14 protein-coding genes are annotated in these 17,535 nt (G+C 64.6%); 10 read left to right on the top strand and 4 right to left on the bottom strand.

Going from position 1 to position 17,535, the window contains the following annotated elements; all coding sequences use genetic code 11:
- Positions 1 to 6 precede the first annotated feature (6 nt).
- The 5 genes from KPB06_RS17165 to KPB06_RS17145 all read left to right on the top strand — a co-directional run bounded on the left by KPB06_RS17165 (position 7) and on the right by KPB06_RS17145 (position 7,551).
- Entirely contained in the window at positions 7 to 2,871 is a 2,865-nt protein-coding gene (locus KPB06_RS17165) for a 2-oxoglutarate dehydrogenase E1 component (protein WP_059575755.1), read from the top strand.
- Between the two features lie 135 nt (positions 2,872 to 3,006).
- A complete protein-coding gene (gene odhB, locus KPB06_RS17160) occupies positions 3,007 to 4,284 on the top strand; it encodes a 2-oxoglutarate dehydrogenase complex dihydrolipoyllysine-residue succinyltransferase (RefSeq protein WP_059575753.1) in 1,278 nt (425 codons plus the stop codon).
- An 81-nt stretch (positions 4,285 to 4,365) separates the two neighbouring features.
- Positions 4,366 to 5,796 (top strand): dihydrolipoyl dehydrogenase, encoded by a 1,431-nt coding sequence (lpdA, locus tag KPB06_RS17155; protein ID WP_059638802.1) that lies wholly within the window; start codon positions 4,366 to 4,368, stop codon positions 5,794 to 5,796.
- A gap of 98 nt (positions 5,797 to 5,894) precedes the next feature.
- Positions 5,895 to 6,992 (top strand): cell division protein ZapE, encoded by a 1,098-nt coding sequence (gene zapE, locus KPB06_RS17150; protein WP_275906178.1) that lies wholly within the window; start codon positions 5,895 to 5,897, stop codon positions 6,990 to 6,992.
- Positions 6,993 to 7,140: 148 nt separating this feature from the next.
- On the top strand, positions 7,141 to 7,551 hold the full coding sequence (locus KPB06_RS17145; RefSeq protein WP_181035407.1) for a transposase: 411 nt from the start codon (positions 7,141 to 7,143) through the stop codon (positions 7,549 to 7,551).
- Between the two features lie 110 nt (positions 7,552 to 7,661).
- Here the strand turns inward: KPB06_RS17145 and KPB06_RS17140 are convergent, their stop codons facing one another.
- The 4 genes from KPB06_RS17140 to KPB06_RS17125 form a co-directional block, all read right to left on the bottom strand.
- Entirely contained in the window at positions 7,662 to 8,123 is a 462-nt protein-coding gene (locus KPB06_RS17140) for a DUF2147 domain-containing protein (protein ID WP_104012242.1), read from the bottom strand.
- A 174-nt stretch (positions 8,124 to 8,297) separates the two neighbouring features.
- Positions 8,298 to 9,983, bottom strand: coding sequence for a ShlB/FhaC/HecB family hemolysin secretion/activation protein (locus KPB06_RS17135; RefSeq protein WP_059575744.1), 1,686 nt, complete (start codon positions 9,981 to 9,983; stop codon positions 8,298 to 8,300).
- Between the two features lie 144 nt (positions 9,984 to 10,127).
- A complete protein-coding gene (locus KPB06_RS17130; protein WP_104012241.1) occupies positions 10,128 to 11,477 on the bottom strand; it encodes a collagen-like triple helix repeat-containing protein in 1,350 nt (449 codons plus the stop codon).
- Between the two features lie 40 nt (positions 11,478 to 11,517).
- Positions 11,518 to 13,173, bottom strand: coding sequence for a collagen-like triple helix repeat-containing protein (locus tag KPB06_RS17125; RefSeq protein ID WP_104012240.1), 1,656 nt, complete (start codon positions 13,171 to 13,173; stop codon positions 11,518 to 11,520).
- 678 nt (positions 13,174 to 13,851) lie between these two features.
- Between KPB06_RS17125 and KPB06_RS17120 the strand changes: the two genes are divergently transcribed.
- The 5 genes from KPB06_RS17120 to KPB06_RS17100 all read left to right on the top strand — a co-directional run bounded on the left by KPB06_RS17120 (position 13,852) and on the right by KPB06_RS17100 (position 17,531).
- Positions 13,852 to 14,079 carry a Flp family type IVb pilin gene (locus tag KPB06_RS17120; RefSeq protein ID WP_060965977.1) on the top strand — a complete coding sequence of 76 codons (228 nt, stop codon included), beginning with the start codon at positions 13,852 to 13,854 and terminating at the stop codon, positions 14,077 to 14,079.
- Positions 14,080 to 14,176: 97 nt separating this feature from the next.
- A complete protein-coding gene (locus KPB06_RS17115) occupies positions 14,177 to 14,677 on the top strand; it encodes an A24 family peptidase (protein WP_104012239.1) in 501 nt (166 codons plus the stop codon).
- Positions 14,674 to 15,120: a TadE/TadG family type IV pilus assembly protein gene (locus KPB06_RS17110; RefSeq protein ID WP_059575733.1), complete on the top strand. Its 447-nt coding sequence runs from the start codon at positions 14,674 to 14,676 to the stop codon at positions 15,118 to 15,120. Before KPB06_RS17115 ends, KPB06_RS17110 begins: the two co-directional genes overlap by 4 nt.
- Positions 15,121 to 15,210: 90 nt before the next feature.
- The gene (gene cpaB / locus KPB06_RS17105; RefSeq protein ID WP_060318295.1) at positions 15,211 to 16,134 is read left to right on the top strand and encodes a Flp pilus assembly protein CpaB; all 924 of its coding nucleotides are present in this window, start codon (positions 15,211 to 15,213) and stop codon (positions 16,132 to 16,134) included.
- Positions 16,135 to 16,199: 65 nt separating this feature from the next.
- Positions 16,200 to 17,531, top strand: a complete 1,332-nt coding sequence (locus KPB06_RS17100; protein WP_060318753.1) for a type II and III secretion system protein family protein — start codon at positions 16,200 to 16,202, stop codon at positions 17,529 to 17,531.
- Positions 17,532 to 17,535: the final 4 nt, after the last annotated feature.

Here is a 17,535-nt window from a genome sequence, read left to right as displayed (position 1 = left end):
CGTAAAATGTCAGATGTAATGAAGCAGTTTCAGCTGAACTCCTATCTGTTCGGCGGCAATGCTTCGTACGTTGAAGAACTGTACGATGCATACCTCAACAATCCGGCGTCGGTGCCGGAGAACTGGCGAGAGTATTTCGACGCGCTGCAGAACGTGCCTGCAACGGACGGCTCGAACGCCAATGACGTCGCTCACTTCCCGATCGTCGAATCGTTCGCCGAGCGTGCGAAGGCCAATGCCTTCATCCCGCGCGAAAGCACCAGCAACCTCGCGACCGCACGCAAGCAGGTGCACGTCCAGTCGCTGATCAGCGCCTACCGCTTCCTCGGCTCGCAATGGGCCAATCTCGATCCGCTGAAGCGCCGCGAACGTCCCGCCATCCCCGAGCTCGAACCGGCTTTCTACGACTTCTCCGAGGGCGATCTCGACCAGACGTACAGCGCAAGCAACCTGTACTTCGGTTTCGACCAGGCGTCGCTGCGCGACATCGTCAAGGGTCTGCGCGACACGTACTGCGGCACGATCGGCGCCGAGTACATGTACATCAGCGATCCGGAACAGAAGCGCTGGTGGCAGGAGCGCCTGGAGTCGACCCGCGCGACGCCGTCGTTCTCGGCCGACAAGAAGAAGCACATCCTGAATCGCCTGACGGCCGCCGAAGGCCTCGAGCGCTACCTGCACACCAAGTACGTCGGCCAGAAGCGCTTCTCGCTCGAAGGCGGCGAAAGCTTCATCGCGGCGATGGACGAAGTCGTCCAGCACGCGGGCAAGAGCGGCGTGCAGGAAATCATCATCGGCATGGCGCACCGCGGCCGTCTGAACGTGCTGGTCAACACGCTGGGCAAGATGCCGGCCGACCTGTTCGCCGAATTCGAAGGCAAGCACGTCGACGACCTGCCGGCCGGCGACGTGAAGTACCACAAGGGCTTCTCGTCGGACGTGTCGACGGAAGGCGGCCCGGTCCACCTGTCGCTCGCGTTCAACCCGTCGCACCTCGAAATCGTGAACCCGGTGGTCGAAGGTTCCGCGAAGGCGCGGATGGACCGCCGCGGCGACGAGGACGGCCTGCAAGTGCTGCCGGTGCAGATCCACGGTGACGCGGCCTTCGCCGGCCAGGGCGTCGTGATGGAAACGCTGAACCTCGCGCAGACGCGCGGTTACGGCACGCACGGCACGCTGCACATCGTCATCAACAACCAGATCGGCTTCACGACGTCCGACCCGCGCGACGCGCGCTCGACGCTGTACTGTACCGACGTCGTCAAGATGATCGAAGCGCCGGTGCTGCACGTGAACGGCGACGATCCGGAAGCCGTCGTGCTCGCGATCCAGATCGCGATCGACTACCGGATGCAGTTCCACAAGGATGTCGTGATCGACATCGTCTGCTTCCGCAAGCTGGGTCACAACGAGCAGGACACGCCGGCCGTTACGCAGCCGCTGATGTACAAGAAGATCGCGCAGCACCCGGGCACCCGTGCGCTGTACGCCGAGAAGCTCGTGCAGCAGGGCGTGATCACCGCCGAAGACGCCGACAACTACGTGAAGGCGTACCGCAAGGCGATGGACGACGGCCACCATACCGTCGACCCGGTCCTGTCGAACTACAAGAGCAAGTACGCGGTCGACTGGGTGCCGTTCCTGAACCGCAAGTGGACGGACGCAGCCGACACGGCCGTGCCGCTCGCCGAACTGAAGCGCCTGGGCGAACGCATCACGACGGTCCCGGAAAACTTCAAGGTTCACCCGCTCGTCGAGCGCGTGATCAACGACCGCCGCAACATGGCGCGCGGCGACCAGCCGCTCGACTGGGGCATGGCCGAGCATCTCGCATTCGCGTCGCTCGTCGCATCGGGCTACTCGGTGCGCCTGACGGGCCAGGACTCGGGCCGCGGCACGTTCACGCACCGTCACGCGGTGCTGCACGACCAGAACCGCGAGCGCTGGAACGACGGCACGTACGTGCCGCTGCAGAACATCGCCGAAGGCCAGGCGAAGTTCACGGTGATCGACTCGGTGCTGTCGGAAGAAGCGGTGCTGGGCTTCGAATACGGTTACTCGACCGCCGAGCCGAACACGCTCGTGCTGTGGGAAGCGCAGTTCGGCGACTTCGTCAACGGCGCGCAGGTCGTGATCGACCAGTTCATCTCGTCGGGCGAAGTGAAGTGGGGCCGCGTGTCGGGTCTCACGATGCTGCTGCCGCACGGCTACGAAGGCCAGGGTCCGGAACACTCGTCCACGCGTATCGAGCGTTTCCTGCAGCTGTGTGCCGATCACAACATGCAGGTCGTCCAGCCGACGACGCCGGCGCAGATTTTCCATCTGCTGCGCCGCCAGATGATCCGCCTGTTCCGCAAGCCGCTGATCGTCGCGACGCCGAAGTCGCTGCTGCGCCACAAGGAAGCGGTGTCGGACCTGTCGGAACTCGCGAAGGGCTCGTTCCAGCCGGTGCTGGGCGAAATCGACGGCGGCATCGACGCGAAGAAGGTCAAGCGCGTGCTGGTGTGCTCGGGCCGCGTGTACTACGACCTCGTCGCGCACCGCCGCGAAGCGAAGGCGAACGACGTCGCGATCATCCGTATCGAGCAGCTGTATCCGTTCGCGCACAAGCAGTTCGAAGCCGAAATGAAGAAGTACGAGAACGCGACTGAAGTGGTCTGGGTGCAGGACGAGCCGCAGAACCAGGGCCCCTGGTTCTACGTCGAGCACCACCTGAAGGAAGGCATGAAGGAAGGGCAGAAGCTGGCGTACAGCGGCCGTCCGGCTTCGGCCTCGCCGGCGGTTGGCTACTACGCGAAGCACTACGAGCAGCAGAAGGCCCTGATCGAAGGTGCATTCGGCCGCCTGAAGAGCGCATCGATCGCGAAATAACCGACGTCAAGCGAAACGGGAAGGCGCACGGCGCTTTCCCGTTCCTTTTGGCCCGCCGGCGCGTGGCGCGCCGCACCGGCCGAAGGAATCGCACGAACCTCGTCATACCCCAGATTAAGCATCCAGGAAAATCACATGGCTATCGTAGAAGTCAAAGTCCCCCAGCTGTCGGAGTCGGTGTCGGAAGCCACCATGCTGCAGTGGAAGAAAAAGCCGGGCGAAGCAGTCGCGCAGGACGAAATCCTGATCGAACTCGAGACCGACAAGGTCGTCCTCGAAGTGCCGGCGCCGGCGGCGGGCGTGCTCGCGCAAGTGCTGCAGAACGACGGTGACACGGTGGTCGCCGATCAGGTGATCGCGACGATCGACACCGAAGCGAAGGCAGGTGCCGCCGAAGCCGCGGCAGGCGCCGCCGAAGTCAAGCCGGCGGCCGCGCCCGCCGCGGCCGCACCGGCTGCGCAACCGGCTGCCGCCACCGCATCGAGCTCGGCGGCCGCGTCGCCGGCCGCGGCCAAGCTGCTGGCCGAGAAGGGCCTGTCGACGGGCGACGTCGCGGGTTCGGGCCGCGACGGCCGCGTCACGAAGGGCGACGCGCTGGCGGCAGGCAGCGCACCGAAGGCTGCTCCGGCCGCCGCACCGGCGAAGACCGCCGCCGCGAAGCCGTCGCTGCCGGAAGTGAAGGTGCCGGCGTCGGCAGCGACCTGGCTGAACGACCGTCCGGAACAGCGCGTGCCGATGTCGCGCCTGCGTGCGCGTATCGCCGAGCGTCTGCTCGAGTCGCAGCAGACCAACGCGATCCTGACGACGTTCAACGAAGTGAACATGGCTCCGGTCATGGAGCTGCGTAACAAGTACAAGGACAAGTTCGAGAAGGAACATGGCGTGAAGCTCGGCTTCATGTCGTTCTTCGTGAAGGCGGCCGTCCATGCACTGAAGAAGTTCCCGCTGGTGAACGCGTCGATCGATGGCAACGACATCGTCTACCACGGCTACTTCGACATCGGTATCGCGGTCGGTTCGCCGCGCGGCCTGGTCGTGCCGATCCTGCGCAACGCGGATCAGCTGAGCCTCGCCGAGATCGAGAAGAAGATCGCCGAATTCGGCCAGAAGGCGAAGGACGGCAAGCTGTCGATCGAGGAAATGACGGGCGGTACGTTCTCGATCTCGAACGGCGGTGTGTTCGGCTCGATGCTGTCGACCCCGATCATCAACCCGCCGCAGTCGGCCATCCTCGGCGTGCACGCGACGAAGGAGCGCCCGGTCGTCGAAAACGGCCAGATCGTGATCCGCCCGATCAACTACCTCGCGCTGTCGTACGACCACCGCATCATCGACGGCCGCGAAGCCGTGCTGTCGCTCGTCGCGATGAAGGACGCGCTGGAAGATCCGGCACGCCTGCTGCTCGACCTGTAAGCCGAGTCTCACTGCATCGACCCGTTCTGCACGTTCGCGCCCACGCGCGAACGTGCAGGCGTACAAGTAGAAAGGATTGTCATGTCCAAGGAATTTGACGTCGTCGTGATCGGCGCCGGCCCTGGCGGCTACATCGCCGCGATTCGCGCCGCGCAGCTCGGCAAGACCGTTGCCTGTATCGAGAAATGGAAGAACCCGGCCGGCGCGCTGAAGCTCGGCGGCACCTGCCTGAACGTCGGCTGCATTCCGTCGAAGGCGCTGCTGGCTTCGTCGGAAGAGTTCGAGAACACGTCGCATCACCTGGCCGACCACGGCATCACCGTCGACGGCGTGAAGATCGACGTCGCGAAGATGCTCGGCCGCAAGGATGCGATCGTCGAGAAGATGACGAGCGGGATCGAGTTCCTGTTCAAGAAGAACAAGATCACCTGGCTGAAGGGCCATGGCAAGTTCACCGGCAAGACCGATGCCGGCGTGCAGATCGAAGTGAGCGGCGAGGGCGAAGCCGAAGTCGTCACCGCGAAGAACGTGATCATCGCGACGGGCTCGAAGGCGCGTCATCTGCCGGGCATTCCGGTCGACAACAAGATCGTGTCGGACAACGAAGGCGCGTTGACGTTCGACTCGGTGCCGAAGAAGCTCGCCGTGATCGGCGCAGGCGTGATCGGCCTCGAGCTCGGCTCGGTGTGGCGCCGCCTGGGCGCCGACGTGACGGTGCTCGAAGCGCTGCCGGCATTCCTCGGCGCAGCCGACGAAGCGCTCGCGAAGGAAGCGGCCAAGCTGTTCAAGAAGCAGGGCCTCGACATCCATCTCGGCGTGAAGATCGGTGACGTGAAGACGACCGCGAACGGTGTGTCGATCGCCTACACGGACAAGGACGGCAATGCGCAGACGCTCGACGCCGACCGCCTGATCGTGTCGGTCGGCCGCGTGCCGAACACCGACAACCTCGGCCTCGAGGCCATCGGCCTGAAGGCGAACGAGCGCGGCTTCATCGATGTGGACGACCACTGCCGTACGGCCGTGCCGAACGTCTACGCGATCGGCGACGTGGTGCGCGGCCCGATGCTCGCGCACAAGGCGGAAGACGAAGGCGTGCTGGTCGCGGAAGTGATCGACGGCCAGAAGCCGCACATCGACTACAACTGCATTCCGTGGGTGATCTACACGTACCCGGAAATCGCATGGGTCGGCAAGACGGAGCAGCAACTGAAGGCGGAAGGCCGCGAGATCAAGACGGGCAAGTTCCCGTTCTCGATCAACGGCCGCGCGCTCGGCATGAACGCGCCGGACGGCTTCGTGAAGATGATCGCGGATGCGAAGACCGACGAACTGCTCGGCGTGCACGTGATCGCCGCGAACGCGTCGGACCTGATCGCGGAAGCCGTGGTGGCGATGGAATTCAAGGCGGCGTCGGAAGACATCGCCCGCATCTGCCATCCGCACCCGTCGATGTCGGAAGTGATGCGCGAAGCGGCGCTCGCCGTCGACAAGCGCTCGCTGAACAGCTGAGCACGGCGTAGCGCCTGCCGGCCGTCGGCCGGCGCAGCCGTCTCATGACGAAGGCGGGCGGGGTTTCCCGCTCGCCTTCGTCCTTTCCGGTTTGCCCGATGAACGTCACCGAATACTACACGCGCGAGCTGACCACGCGCGGCTATCAGTCCGATCCCGCTCAGCGCGCGGCCGTCGATCGCCTGCAGCGCTGTTTCGACGCATGGGTCGAGTACAAGGCGCGCCGCTCGAACGCGTTCAAGAAGCTGATCAATCATCCGGATCTCCCGCGCGGCGTCTATATGTGGGGTGGTGTCGGCCGCGGCAAGAGCTTCCTGATGGACAGCTTCTACGCGGTGGTGCCCGTGCAGCGCAAGACGCGCCTGCATTTCCACGAATTCATGCGCGAAGTGCACCGCGAGCTCGAGGAGCTGAAAGGGCAGGCCGATCCGCTCGACGAACTCGCACGACGCATCGCGAAGCGCTACCGGCTGATCTGCTTCGACGAGTTCCACGTGTCGGACATCGCCGACGCGATGATCCTGTACCGGCTGCTCGATCGCCTGTTCAACAACGGCGTGCAGTTCGTGATGACGTCCAATTACGATCCCGACGACCTGTATCCGGACGGCCTGCATCGCGACCGCATGCTGCCGGCGATCGCGCTGATCAAGGAGAAGCTCGACGTGCTCAACGTCGATGCGGGCGTCGACTATCGCCAGCGCACGCTCGCGCAGGTGAAGATGTATCACACGCCGCTCGGCGCGGACGCCGATCGCGAATTGCGCCATGCATTCGGCAAGCTCGCGGCCGTGCCCGACGAGAGCCCGATCCTGCATATCGAGAAGCGTGAGCTCAAGGCGCTGCGCAAGGCGGACGGCGTCGTGTGGTTCGATTTCGCGACGTTGTGCGGCGGCCCGCGTTCGCAGAACGATTACCTCGAACTGGCGAGCCGCTTCCATGCGATCGTGCTGTCCGAGGTGCCGCAGATGTCGCCGCGGATGGCGTCCGAAGCGCGCCGCTTCACGTGGCTCATCGACGTGCTGTACGATCACAAGGTCAAGCTGCTGATGTCCGCGGCGGTGCCGGCGGAGGCGTTGTACGTCGAAGGCCCGATGGCCAACGAATTCGCGCGTACGGTCTCGCGCATCGTCGAGATGCAGTCGAAGGAGTATCTCGAAACGCCGCGCCGTATCGTCGATACGTCGTTGACCTGAACCGGTTGCCGGTCGGGAAAGTGGCGGGGTTTAAACATCAATTTCGGTTAAATTTCGTCAATCTTCGGGTATTTTCGGATTTGTCTTATATTCATCGTTGAGGTGAGCCGATATTGTGGTGTCATGGTTATTAAGGCTGGAGATGTCCATGACACCGTATCGCGATTTGACCGACCACGAATGGCGCTGCGTCGCGCCGCTTCTGCCCGAAATGCAGCCGCGCACCGAGTTGCGCGGCCGGCCGTTAGCCAATACGCGCGCCGTGCTGAACGGTGTGCTGTGGGTGATCTACAGCGGCGCAACGTGGTCGGCCATGCCGCGCCGTTACCCGTCGTATCAAACATGTCATCGCCGCTTCAAGGTATGGCACGAAACGGGCACGTTGATGAACGTGATGCGCGAGCTCTATGGCGACGCCGGCATGAATCTTTGCAATGAACTGTCCGCGCGGATGCGCAAGCACACGCAATCGAAGGCGGCGCAGGCGCGCAGCAACGCGGCGCCCGCATATCGCGCACCGGGCAGCTATGCACCGGATACGATGAAGCACGCAGCGTGATGGCCATCGGTTTCCGTTGTGCGCGCACCAAAAGCAATCGGCCTAGCGACGTCGTCGCAGGCCGATTTTTTATTGAGTCGTGCTAATCGCGCGTTCGGGCGCGTACCGCGTTATTGCTGGCGAACCCAGGTTTGTGACCGGCCCAGCAGCGACACGCCGATGTAGCCGCGCACCACGAGCTTCTGGCCGCCGTCTTCAAGCGTCATCTTGCACTTGTAGACCTTGCCGTTCTCCGGGTCGAGGATGTTGCCGCCGTCCCAGTGGTCGCCGTCCTTCTTCATCGCCTTGATGATCGTCATGCCCTTGATGAGCTGATCCTTGCGCTCGTCCGTGCACGCGGTGCAGCGGCGATCGGGTGTATCGTTCGCGCCGAGTCCCTTGACGACCTTGCCCGTCAGCGAGCCGTCGCCGTCCTCGGCGATCTGTACCAGTGCCTTCGGTTGATGGGTGTTGTCGTCGATCGTCTGCCACATGCCGATCGGGCTGTCGGCCTGCGCGAACGTGGGCGCTGCGCACGCGAGCAGGGCGCCGGCGATGGCGATTGCACGCAACGGGCGGGTCAGGTGAATCATTGTCTTCCTCCTTGTTTTGCATGTCTGTTCGATTCGCTCGCACGACCGTCTGCATGGGGCGGGCATGTTGCGAGCTTCGCCAGAATACGTGAAACAGCACGCTACGTTTGATAGAGGGGACTCTAATCGAAACAGCCGGCATGGCGCCGGCCGTTTCGTGGTTTGGGTGACCGATCAGTTGAGCTGATACGAGAACGCGGCGTTGATGCGCGGGCTGCGTGACGCGCTTTCGACCGGCGCATCGCCCACCGGTTTCGCGACGTTCAGATCGAGGCTGTAGTAGCGGCTGTCCGTGAGCCGCACGCCGACGGCGACCGACGACATGCGGTTCGGCGATGGCGTGCCCGCGTGCAGATACACGCGGGCCATGTCGTACGCGATGTACGGCGTGATCGATTTCAGATACGTCCAGCCCGGCGTGAAGCCGCGGTTGACTTCCAGCGACATCCCCCAGCCCGAGTCGCCCGACGTTTCGCCCGGCTGGTAACCGAGCGCGTAACGGGTCGAGCCGAACGAGATCTGTTCGGACGTCGGCAGCGAGTCGGGACTGTATTGCCCGGTCAGCGAAACCGACGTGCCGATCCGGAACGGCCATTCGTTCGTCTGCGTGAACGTCGCGCCGGTGCGAACGAAAGTCAGCGAGATCGGGCTGTCCACCGAGGTCGTCGTCGTGCCGACGGTAATGTCCTGCGCTTTCGATGCGCCGAGGATATTGAAGCCCTTCGCGACGTTGACGCTCAGCTTCTGCACCTGTTTCGGCTGGACACTCGTGTAGTCGAGCTGCATCTGCAGCACGCGGACTTGCGAGCGCGTGTCGATGCTGTTGCCGTTGATCTTGCTCTGGTAACGATCTTCGTTGTGCGACGCATAGCCAGACACGGTGCCGAGCAGGCTGCGCTGGTTGTTCAGCAAGATCGGATAGGAAGCCGAAAGACCGAGTTTCTCGTTCTTGACCGTGCGCTCGACTGACGACGGCAGGCCGGGGTTGTCGGTCGGCTTGCCGCGATACGTGCTCGCATCGAGACGCGTGATCAGGCCGCTGCTGCCGACCGGCAGCGCGCCGCTGAACGCGAAGTAGGTCTGCTTGTCGCGTCCCGGCGGTGCGAGCGCCGAGATGCTCAACTGCTCGCCGAACCGCGTAAGGCCGTTTTCGGTCGCGGTGATGAGGCCCTGGACGCCCGGGTGGTTGAAGTCGACCCCCGTGCTGACGTTGAATGGCTTGCGATCGACTGCGAGCTCGAGCGTCGTCGCGCCGTCGGTGGTTTGCGGCGGCGGGACGTTCGCTTTCACCGTGAGGCCGGGCAGCAGGCCGAACGTGTTCACGTAGCGCTCGAACGTGGCCCGGCGCAGCGGACGATCGGCCGTGATGTGCGCGGCAATCGCGCGAATCTTCGGTTCCATCGCGCCGGGTTTGCCGGTGACCTTGACGTCCGACACATAGCCTTCGACCACCGTGATGCGCACGACGCCGTTCTCGAACGTCTGCGCGGGAACGAACGCGAACGACAGCGCGTAGCCGCGTTCCTGATACAGCTTCGTCACACCGTTGGCGGTTTCGATCAGCTCGCCGATCGTGATGTCCTTGCCGACGAGCGGCGTGAAGCGGCGCGTGATTTCCTCGAACGGTATCGACTTCACACCTTCGACCTGGAACGTCTTCGGCGTCAGGTGCCGCGACAGCAGCTCCTGCAATTGCGGGGCCTGCGGCGCGACCTGAACGGTGACGTTCGGGCCCGTCTTCGGTGCGTTGATCTGGGGGAGGGAGTCGAGCGGGTTACCGCCGACGCGCGTTTGTGCCTGTGCCGTGCCTGCTGCCGCGATGGCGAGCAGCATCATCCATCTGTCGAGTCTGGATTTCATTGTTCTTCCTCGTAGGCCTTGCTTTTCGTCTTCTTTGTAATGCCGGCACGCGACACCAGGGTGTCGCGCGCCGCGTGCCGCTATGCCGGGCGTGTTGGTACGGCCGCGTCAGTCGCTCCGGCTGCGATGACGCGACCGTCCTCCTTACTTGCCGACGCTACCCAGCGTACCCAGCAACCCCGTGACCGGCGCCAGCAGGCCCGTCGAACCGCTGCCGGACGATGCCGTACCCGACACGCTGCCGACCAGCGACGTGACCGGCGCGAGCGGGCTCGAGCCCCCGGACCCTGCCGCACTGCCCACTGCTCCGGTGACAGTATTCAGCAAACCGGTGACGGGCGCGAGAGGGTTTGCACTGCCTGCGCCACCCGTTGCGCCGCCGAGCGTGCCGGTGACCGTCGAGACGAGGCCCGTGACCGGTGCGAGCGGGCTGCTGCCCGAGCCGCCCGTTGCGCCGCCGAGCGCGCCCGTGAGTGAGCCGAGCGGCGTCGAGCCGAGACCCGACAACAGGCCGCCGAGCGGGTTCGTCGAACCGGAACCCGATGACGAGCCGTTCTGGACGGTTGCCGTCGAGCCACCGACGAGGCTCGTGATCAGGCCGGGAATCGGTGCCGCGCCGTTCGGGCCGTTCGGATTGACGAGGCCGCCGGCGTTGGTCACGGTATTGCCGACCGCGGTCACGAGCTGGCCGACGTCGCCGACGAGCGGCTGGCTCGACGTTGCGCCGACCTGCTTGCCGGCCGAGCTGATGGCGCCGCCGATCTGGCCGAGCAGGCCCGACACGGGTTGGCCGAGGCCGGTCGTCGTGCCGACCTGCTGCGTGACCTGGCCGGCGGTGATCACGAGCGGCGTGATCGCCGAGCTGATCGGCTGCGTGACCTGCTGCACGGCGCCCGACGACAGCGTCGAGCCGATCGTCGTGCCGGCGGCCGTCAGGCCGTTGGCGACCGTGTCCAGCACGGTGCCGACCGGCGTCGTGACCGGTGCGAGTGGTGCCAGCGGGCCCGTGCCCAGCGCCTTGACCGTCGAGCTCAGGCCGGACACCGTGTTGCTGGTCGCACCGACGACGTTGCCGAGACCGGCCACCGTGGTGCCGACCGGGTCCTTCGTCGAGCCGATCTGCCCGAGCCCGTTGCTCACCGCGTCGGCTGCCGCGCCGACGATCGTGCCGGTGCTCGCCAGTGTGCTGCCGACGCCCTTCGTCACGCCGTCGCCGAGGCCCGGCAGGCTGATGTTGCCGACCGTGCTGCCGAGGTCGCTGGCCGTCTGGCCGACCGTGCTGATGACGCCCTTGGTGCCGGTCGACGAGCCGCTGGTGCCGCTCGTGCCCGGCGTGCCGCTCGTGCTCGGGTTGTTGTTGTCGTTGCTGCTGGTCGGCGGCGAGCTGACGCCGCCGCCGCCGCAGGCGGCCAGCAGGCACGCCGCGGCAAAGGCGGTGAGGGGCACGCGCCACTGGCGCAGGGCGGCGGTCGTGATGGAACGTTGCTGGGACATGATGGACTCCTCGCTGTCTTTTCGATGAATGGATGTCGGATTACTTGCCGTGCGTGCCGCCGAGCAGGCCGCCGATCAGCGACGTGACGGGCGCAAGCAGATTCGACGACGAACCCGAGTTCGTGACGGCACCCGTGCCGCCGCTCAGTGCCGGTGCGCTGACCGTGCTGGTGACAGCGGGGACCGGGGCGGCAATCGGATTACCGCCGCCCGCTACGCTGCCGAGTGCGCCGGTAACCGCGGAGACGAGGCCCGTAACCGGGGCGAGCGGGCCACCGCTGCCGCCTGTTGCGCCGCCGAGCGCGCCTGTCACGGTGGAGACCAGACCGGTAACCGGCGCGAGCGGACCACCGCTGCCGCCTGCTGCGCCACCCAGTGCACCGGTGACCGTCGAGACAAGGCCCGTGACCGGCGCGAGCGGACCACCGCTGCCGCCCGCTGCGCCGCCCAGTGCACCGGTGACCGTGGACACGAGACCCGTGACCGGCGCAAGCGGGCCGCCGCTGCCGCCTGCTGCACCACCCAGTGCACCGGTGACCGTGGAGACGAGACCCGTGACCGGCGCGAGCGGGCCGCTGCCGCCACCCGTTGCGCCGCCGAGTGCGCCGGTGACCGTCGAGACGATGCCGGTGAGCGGAGCGAGCGGGTTGGTCACGCCGCCGGTGCCGCCCGTGAGCAGGCCGCCGACCGCCTTCACGGTGTTGCCGGTCGACGAGACGGTGTTGCCGAGGCCCGTGGTGACCGGGTTGCCGCCCGTCGATGCGAGCAGGGCGCCGGCCTGGTTCAGGCCGTTGCCGACCGTGCCGAGCAGCGTGTTGACCGGTGCGCCGAGGCCGGTTGCCGAACCGATCGTCTGGGTCGTCTGGCCGACCATCGTCGTGATCGGCGTGATGGCCGAGCTAACCGTTTGCGTGACTTGCTGGATCGGGCCGGTCGACAGCGCGTTGGTGAGCGTGGTGCCGCCGTTCGACACGGCGCCGCCGAGCGTCGAGACGAGGCCGCCGACGGCGCCCGTGACGGGCGCGAGCGGCGACAGCGGGCCGCTGCCGAGGCTCGTGACCAGGTTGCCCGTTTGCGTGACTGCGCCGCCGAGCTGATTGACCACGCCGCCGGTGCTGGCAACCGTGGTGCCGACCGGATCCTTCGTCGCGCCGAACTGGCCGAGACCGCTGCCGAGGCCGTTGCCCAGGGCGGTGACCGCGCCGCCGACGCTTTGTACGATGCCGCCCGCGGATTGCGTGGTGGCCGGATTGACGCCCGGCAGCGTCTGGCTGCCGATGACGGAGCCGAGGCCGGAGACGGTGCCGCCGGCATTCGTGATGATGTTGCCGGTGCTTGCGAGGACATTTCCCACTGGATTCGCCGACACACCCGAGGTGCCGGACGTACCGCTCGTGCCCGAAGTTCCGCTGGTGCCCGACGTTCCGCTCGTACCCGAGGTCCCGCTAGTGCCGGACGTGCCGCTCGTGCCCGAGGTGCCGCTGGTGCCGGACGTACCGCTCGTGCCCGACGTGCCGCTCGAGCCATTGCCGCCCGACGTGGAGATCGTATCGCCGCCGCCCGAGCTCGAGCCGCCGCCGAGGCCCTGGCTGATGGAGCCGGAGCCGCCGCATGCGGAGAGGGAAAGCATGGCTGCAACGGTGGCCGCGATCAGAGTCGTCCGGAACACGCCATGAGGGATAACCTTAATGTCCATTTCGTCCTCGCATTAAAAGTGTGTTGTGAACTGCGTTGTGTTGAGTGGTGCGAGGACTACTCTGCAACTGTCGTGCCATTTCGATGCCCGACGGTTCGGCAACAGGTTTTAAACGAGGCAATTCCTTGTCGGCAAAGGAAGTTCCGGAAATTGAAAGATTGTTGAATCTGTTTAAGTGCAGAGGAATGAGAACGGTTTCGCCCGTTTCGTAACGTAACGTCACAACAATGGCGTTACGCGTGGGGCGTAACGCGGGGCCCACACGGGCTTGGTGGACGCGGCAATTGTTTTACTGGTGGATTAGGTGTGCACATCTAACCTATCGTAAATCCTATGTGTAAGTCGTACCGAAACGCCGTACAAATACGTCGTGCTCCTGGTCATTTTTTTCCGGCAGAGTGGTTAAAAGAGGTTGGAATTCAAATAGGATCGGATATAGAATCCGGAGCAGATGTAAGGGTATGTACGGTTCGGTACACTACGTTCGAGGAGGAGCGCTATCGCGAATGTTAACTTGCATCAAATCGTGAGCAATGCCCTTCGGGGCGACCTATAAAGAAAGCGCACCCGGTTGTCGTTACAGCAGATGTGACGAACGGTCCGGGGCAAACGGCCAGATATGCGGGGACGTATACGTATAAAAGGCCAGAAAACGTAAATACAGGCACGAGGAATAAAATGAAAGCAATCATCAAGCGTTTCCTTAAGGAAGAAGACGGGGTTACCGCGATCGAGTATGGGCTGATCGCGGGTCTTATCGCTGTCGCGATCGTCGCCGGGGTGACGAACATCGGCAGCAGTCTCGGCAACATGTTCACCAATCTCGGCACGTGCGTGTCGTCTCCTTCGTCTACGAACTGTTCCGCCTCCGCGATTCGGGCAACTCCGACAACCACGGCGGGCTAAGCCGACTTCTTCTTTTCCGGAAGTCGTCGTGGCGCAGTAGCGGGCGGACTACCTCGGTAATCCGCCCGCCCTTGCATCTGCTGCGGATCGTGGTGCGATGGGACATCTCATTTTTAGCGGGGTATTTCTGACCTGGGCCGGCTCGGTCGTGGTCAGCGATATTCGTTTCCGCCGTATTTCGAACACCCTTGTCGTGGCCGGATTAATCGGCGGGGTCGGCGCTGCATGCGTGGCCGCGAGTCCATTTGGCATTTCCGTGCATCAGGCAGTGGTCGGCATGCTGATCGGCCTGATCGGATTGATGCCGTTTTTCCTTCTGCGCGTCATGGGCGCAGCAGACGTCAAAATTTTCGCCGTGCTCGGCATCTGGTGCGGTGCGCATGCGCTGCTTTGGCTCTGGGTGGCTGCCAGTCTGGCTGCAGGGCTGCACGCGCTCGTGCTGATGCTGTTGTCGCGCACGTCGCTCGGAGGCTTGTGGCGGCAGCGCGCGCCAGTGCTGGCAGTTGGCGGGTATCGCGCGACGCCTTATGCCGCATGCCTCGCGGTGCCGGCTGCCGCCTGGTTGGTCTATCTGGTCGCAATCGGGGGCGTGCGATGAAACGACAGAACGCATGCCGGAGATGGCGACGGCAACGTGGAGCGACAGCGGTGGAGTTTGCAATCGTGTTTCCGCTGTTCTTCGTGATTTTCTACGCGATTCTGAGTTTCGGGATGATTTTCCTTATTCAGCAGAGCTTGACGCTGGCTGCAAGCGAGGGCGCGCGTGCTGGGTTGGCTTATGCACCGGACCTCTCGACGCGCGTCGCGAACGCCAAGACGACCACGCAGAACGTTCTAGGTTGGCTGAACAGCAGTCCGCCCAACGTGGTGGCGCAGCAGTGCAACTACAACGGAACGCCTACGCCGTTGCTGTACTGCCTGACGGTCACGGTGAGCTATACGCCTGATAGCTGGATGACGATCATGCCGTTCCTCGGGACGATCATGACCAAACCACTGACGGGTACGGCAGTGGTGCAAATTCCGCAGTCGATGCTGTGAGTTGGGCATCATGATGCGATAGATCTGTCACGTGCAAATCGCGCGACAAGAAGAAACTGATTGGATTCAATCCGGCATCCATACGACAACATGGCCAACAACATAACGAAGATCATCGCGGGGCTGCTGATTGCGATCGCCGTTCTGCTCGGAATCTATGCATGGGTGCTTGGACGCAGCGTGTCAAGTCCCACGCCGGCACAGCCGATGGTGGCGGCCACGGCGGTGCCGATCGTCATTGCAACGCGTGCTTTGTCCGGTGGACAGCCGATCCCGGCCGATGCGCTGAAGATCCAGGCGACGGCGCCGGCACCGGCAGGCGCCTTCAGCGACCCCGCTGCGCTGGCTGGCCGCGTGCCGATTCGCGACATTCCGGCCTCGACCCCGGTCGTTGCGGATGCACTCGTGTCGGGGCTTGCCGAGGACGTGCAGCCCGGCGAGCGCGCGGTTGCGGTTCGGGTCGACGAAACGAACGCGGTCGGCAACCGCCTGCGGCCCGGAAATTTCGTCGACGTGTTCCTGAACCTGAAACGCGAAGTCGGCAGCACGATGCTTGACGGCGAGGTTTCGCAGACACAGGCGCGGCTTCTGTTGTCGAAGGTCAGGGTGCTGTCGTTCGGCGATGCGACCGCCGAGCGCGACAGCGGCAACAACAACGGTGGTAATGGGCAACCGACCGGCGCCCGCATCGCGGTGCTCGCGGTGCCGACCGCGCAGGTCGATGCGCTGACGCTCGGCGAGGCGACCGGCCGCCTGACCTTGGCATTGCGCAACCCGCGTGACGACGATCTTGCGCTGCAGACGGTCGCAGTACGTACGGATAACAAGCTGTCGCCGTCGGCGCTGGCCGCAGCAGGCGTCTCGCTGCAGCAACTGTCAGGCACACCGAGAACGCCCGTAGCCAGTACGAACCTGCCTCCGTTGCCGTCGCACCTGCCGCCGCCTGTACGGCCGAGCGGGGGGGGCGGCATCGAAGTGATTCGCGGCGGCCGGTCGGAAACGGTTGCTTATTGAACCAGGTCGACGGCCATCGATACCAGCGACGACAAGCAAAAGGCCGCGCGCCGGTCTACCAAACGATGAAAAACACACTGATTGCATTCGCGATTGCCATTTGGATCATGACCTTCGCCTCGTTCGCAAGCGCGAGCGCTACGATCGAACTCGCCGTCGGCGCACAACGGCAAATTTCGGCGGGTCGCACCCTCCAGCGCGTCGCAGTCGGTGATCCGGCAATTGCCGACGTGCTGATCATGAAGGGTAGCCGCTCCGGTTCCGTGCTGCTCACTGCGAAGGCTCCCGGCGCAACCAACGTGATGCTGTGGGAGCGCGGGAACGATGAACCAAGGATCTGGAACGTCGCGGTGGTCGACGCGGCCGCGCAAGCCGTGCTCGACGGCGCTACGCCGCGCGTGAATGCATACGGCGGCACGGCCGTGCTGCAAGGCTCGGCCGCGTCGCTCGAGGCACATGCGCGTGCGGCCGCGGTCGGCAAGAACATGAGCGGCAAGGGCGCCGTGATCGACCGCTCGACGGTGCCCGGCAAGAGCGTCGTGCAAGTCGATGTGCGGGTCGTCGAATTCAGCCGTTCGGTGCTCAAGCAGGTCGGGTTCAATTTCTTCAAGCAAAGCAACGGCTTTTCGTTCGGATCGTTCTCGCCGGGTGGCGTGCAATCTTATAGCGGCGGGTCGGGCCCGGGGACCGGGGGATACGTTCCCACGCTCGGATCGCCAGTCGCGTCCGCATTCAACCTGGTCGTGAACGCGGCCGGACGCGGCATCTTTGCCGACCTGTCTCTACTGGAGGCGAACAATCTCGCGCGCGTGTTGGCCGAGCCGACACTGGTCGCGCTGTCCGGGCAGAGCGCGAGCTTCCTCGCGGGAGGCGAGATTCCGGTGCCATCGCCGCAGGGGCTCGGTTCGACGGCGATCCAGTGGAAGCAATACGGCGTCGGGCTCTCGTTGACGCCGACGGTCTTGAGTCCGAGCCGGATCGCGCTGAAGGTCGCGCCCGAATCGAGTCAGCTCGACTTCGTGAACAGCGTGACGATCAGCGGCGTCGCAGTGCCCGGCATTACGACGCGCCGCGCGGATACGACCGTCGAACTGGGCGACGGCGAGAGCTTCGTGATTGGCGGGCTGATCGATCGCCAGACGATGTCGAACGTGAGCAAGGTGCCGTTGCTCGGCGATCTGCCGATCATCGGGTCCTTCTTCAAGAATCTGAGCTATCAGCAGAACGACAAGGAACTGCTGATCATCGTGACGCCGCATCTCGTTGCGCCGATTGCCAAGGGTGCAGTGTTGCCCGCGACGCCCGGCGAGTTGTCCGAGCAGCGCGACGGGCCGGTCTGGAAATCGTATCTGGGCGGAGTTGCGTCGCCCGACGCTGCTCCCGGATTTTCGAAATGAGTGG

Source organism: Burkholderia semiarida (genome assembly GCF_029268935.1).
Classification (GTDB): domain Bacteria; phylum Pseudomonadota; class Gammaproteobacteria; order Burkholderiales; family Burkholderiaceae; genus Burkholderia; species Burkholderia semiarida.
Note: the sequence above shows the minus strand (reverse complement) of the source record. Positions and strands in the feature narration are given on the sequence as shown.

What these genes read in the sequence shown, in the direction of transcription:
- odhB (WP_059575753.1), top strand. Translation starts at nt 3,007, where the DNA reads ATGGCTATCGTAGAAGTCAAAGTCCCCCAGCTGTCGGAGTCGGTGTCG.
- cpaB (WP_060318295.1), top strand. Translation starts at nt 15,211, where the DNA reads ATGGCCAACAACATAACGAAGATCATCGCGGGGCTGCTGATTGCGATC.
- KPB06_RS17145 (WP_181035407.1), top strand. Translation starts at nt 7,141, where the DNA reads ATGACACCGTATCGCGATTTGACCGACCACGAATGGCGCTGCGTCGCG.
- KPB06_RS17125 (WP_104012240.1), bottom strand. Translation starts at nt 13,173, where the DNA reads ATGGACATTAAGGTTATCCCTCATGGCGTGTTCCGGACGACTCTGATC.
- KPB06_RS17100 (WP_060318753.1), top strand. Translation starts at nt 16,200, where the DNA reads ATGAAAAACACACTGATTGCATTCGCGATTGCCATTTGGATCATGACC.
- KPB06_RS17115 (WP_104012239.1), top strand. Translation starts at nt 14,177, where the DNA reads ATGGGACATCTCATTTTTAGCGGGGTATTTCTGACCTGGGCCGGCTCG.
- KPB06_RS17140 (WP_104012242.1), bottom strand. Translation starts at nt 8,123, where the DNA reads ATGATTCACCTGACCCGCCCGTTGCGTGCAATCGCCATCGCCGGCGCC.
- KPB06_RS17110 (WP_059575733.1), top strand. Translation starts at nt 14,674, where the DNA reads ATGAAACGACAGAACGCATGCCGGAGATGGCGACGGCAACGTGGAGCG.
- KPB06_RS17120 (WP_060965977.1), top strand. Translation starts at nt 13,852, where the DNA reads ATGAAAGCAATCATCAAGCGTTTCCTTAAGGAAGAAGACGGGGTTACC.
- zapE (WP_275906178.1), top strand. Translation starts at nt 5,895, where the DNA reads ATGAACGTCACCGAATACTACACGCGCGAGCTGACCACGCGCGGCTAT.
- KPB06_RS17130 (WP_104012241.1), bottom strand. Translation starts at nt 11,477, where the DNA reads ATGTCCCAGCAACGTTCCATCACGACCGCCGCCCTGCGCCAGTGGCGC.
- lpdA (WP_059638802.1), top strand. Translation starts at nt 4,366, where the DNA reads ATGTCCAAGGAATTTGACGTCGTCGTGATCGGCGCCGGCCCTGGCGGC.
- KPB06_RS17165 (WP_059575755.1), top strand. Translation starts at nt 7, where the DNA reads ATGTCAGATGTAATGAAGCAGTTTCAGCTGAACTCCTATCTGTTCGGC.
- KPB06_RS17135 (WP_059575744.1), bottom strand. Translation starts at nt 9,983, where the DNA reads ATGAAATCCAGACTCGACAGATGGATGATGCTGCTCGCCATCGCGGCA.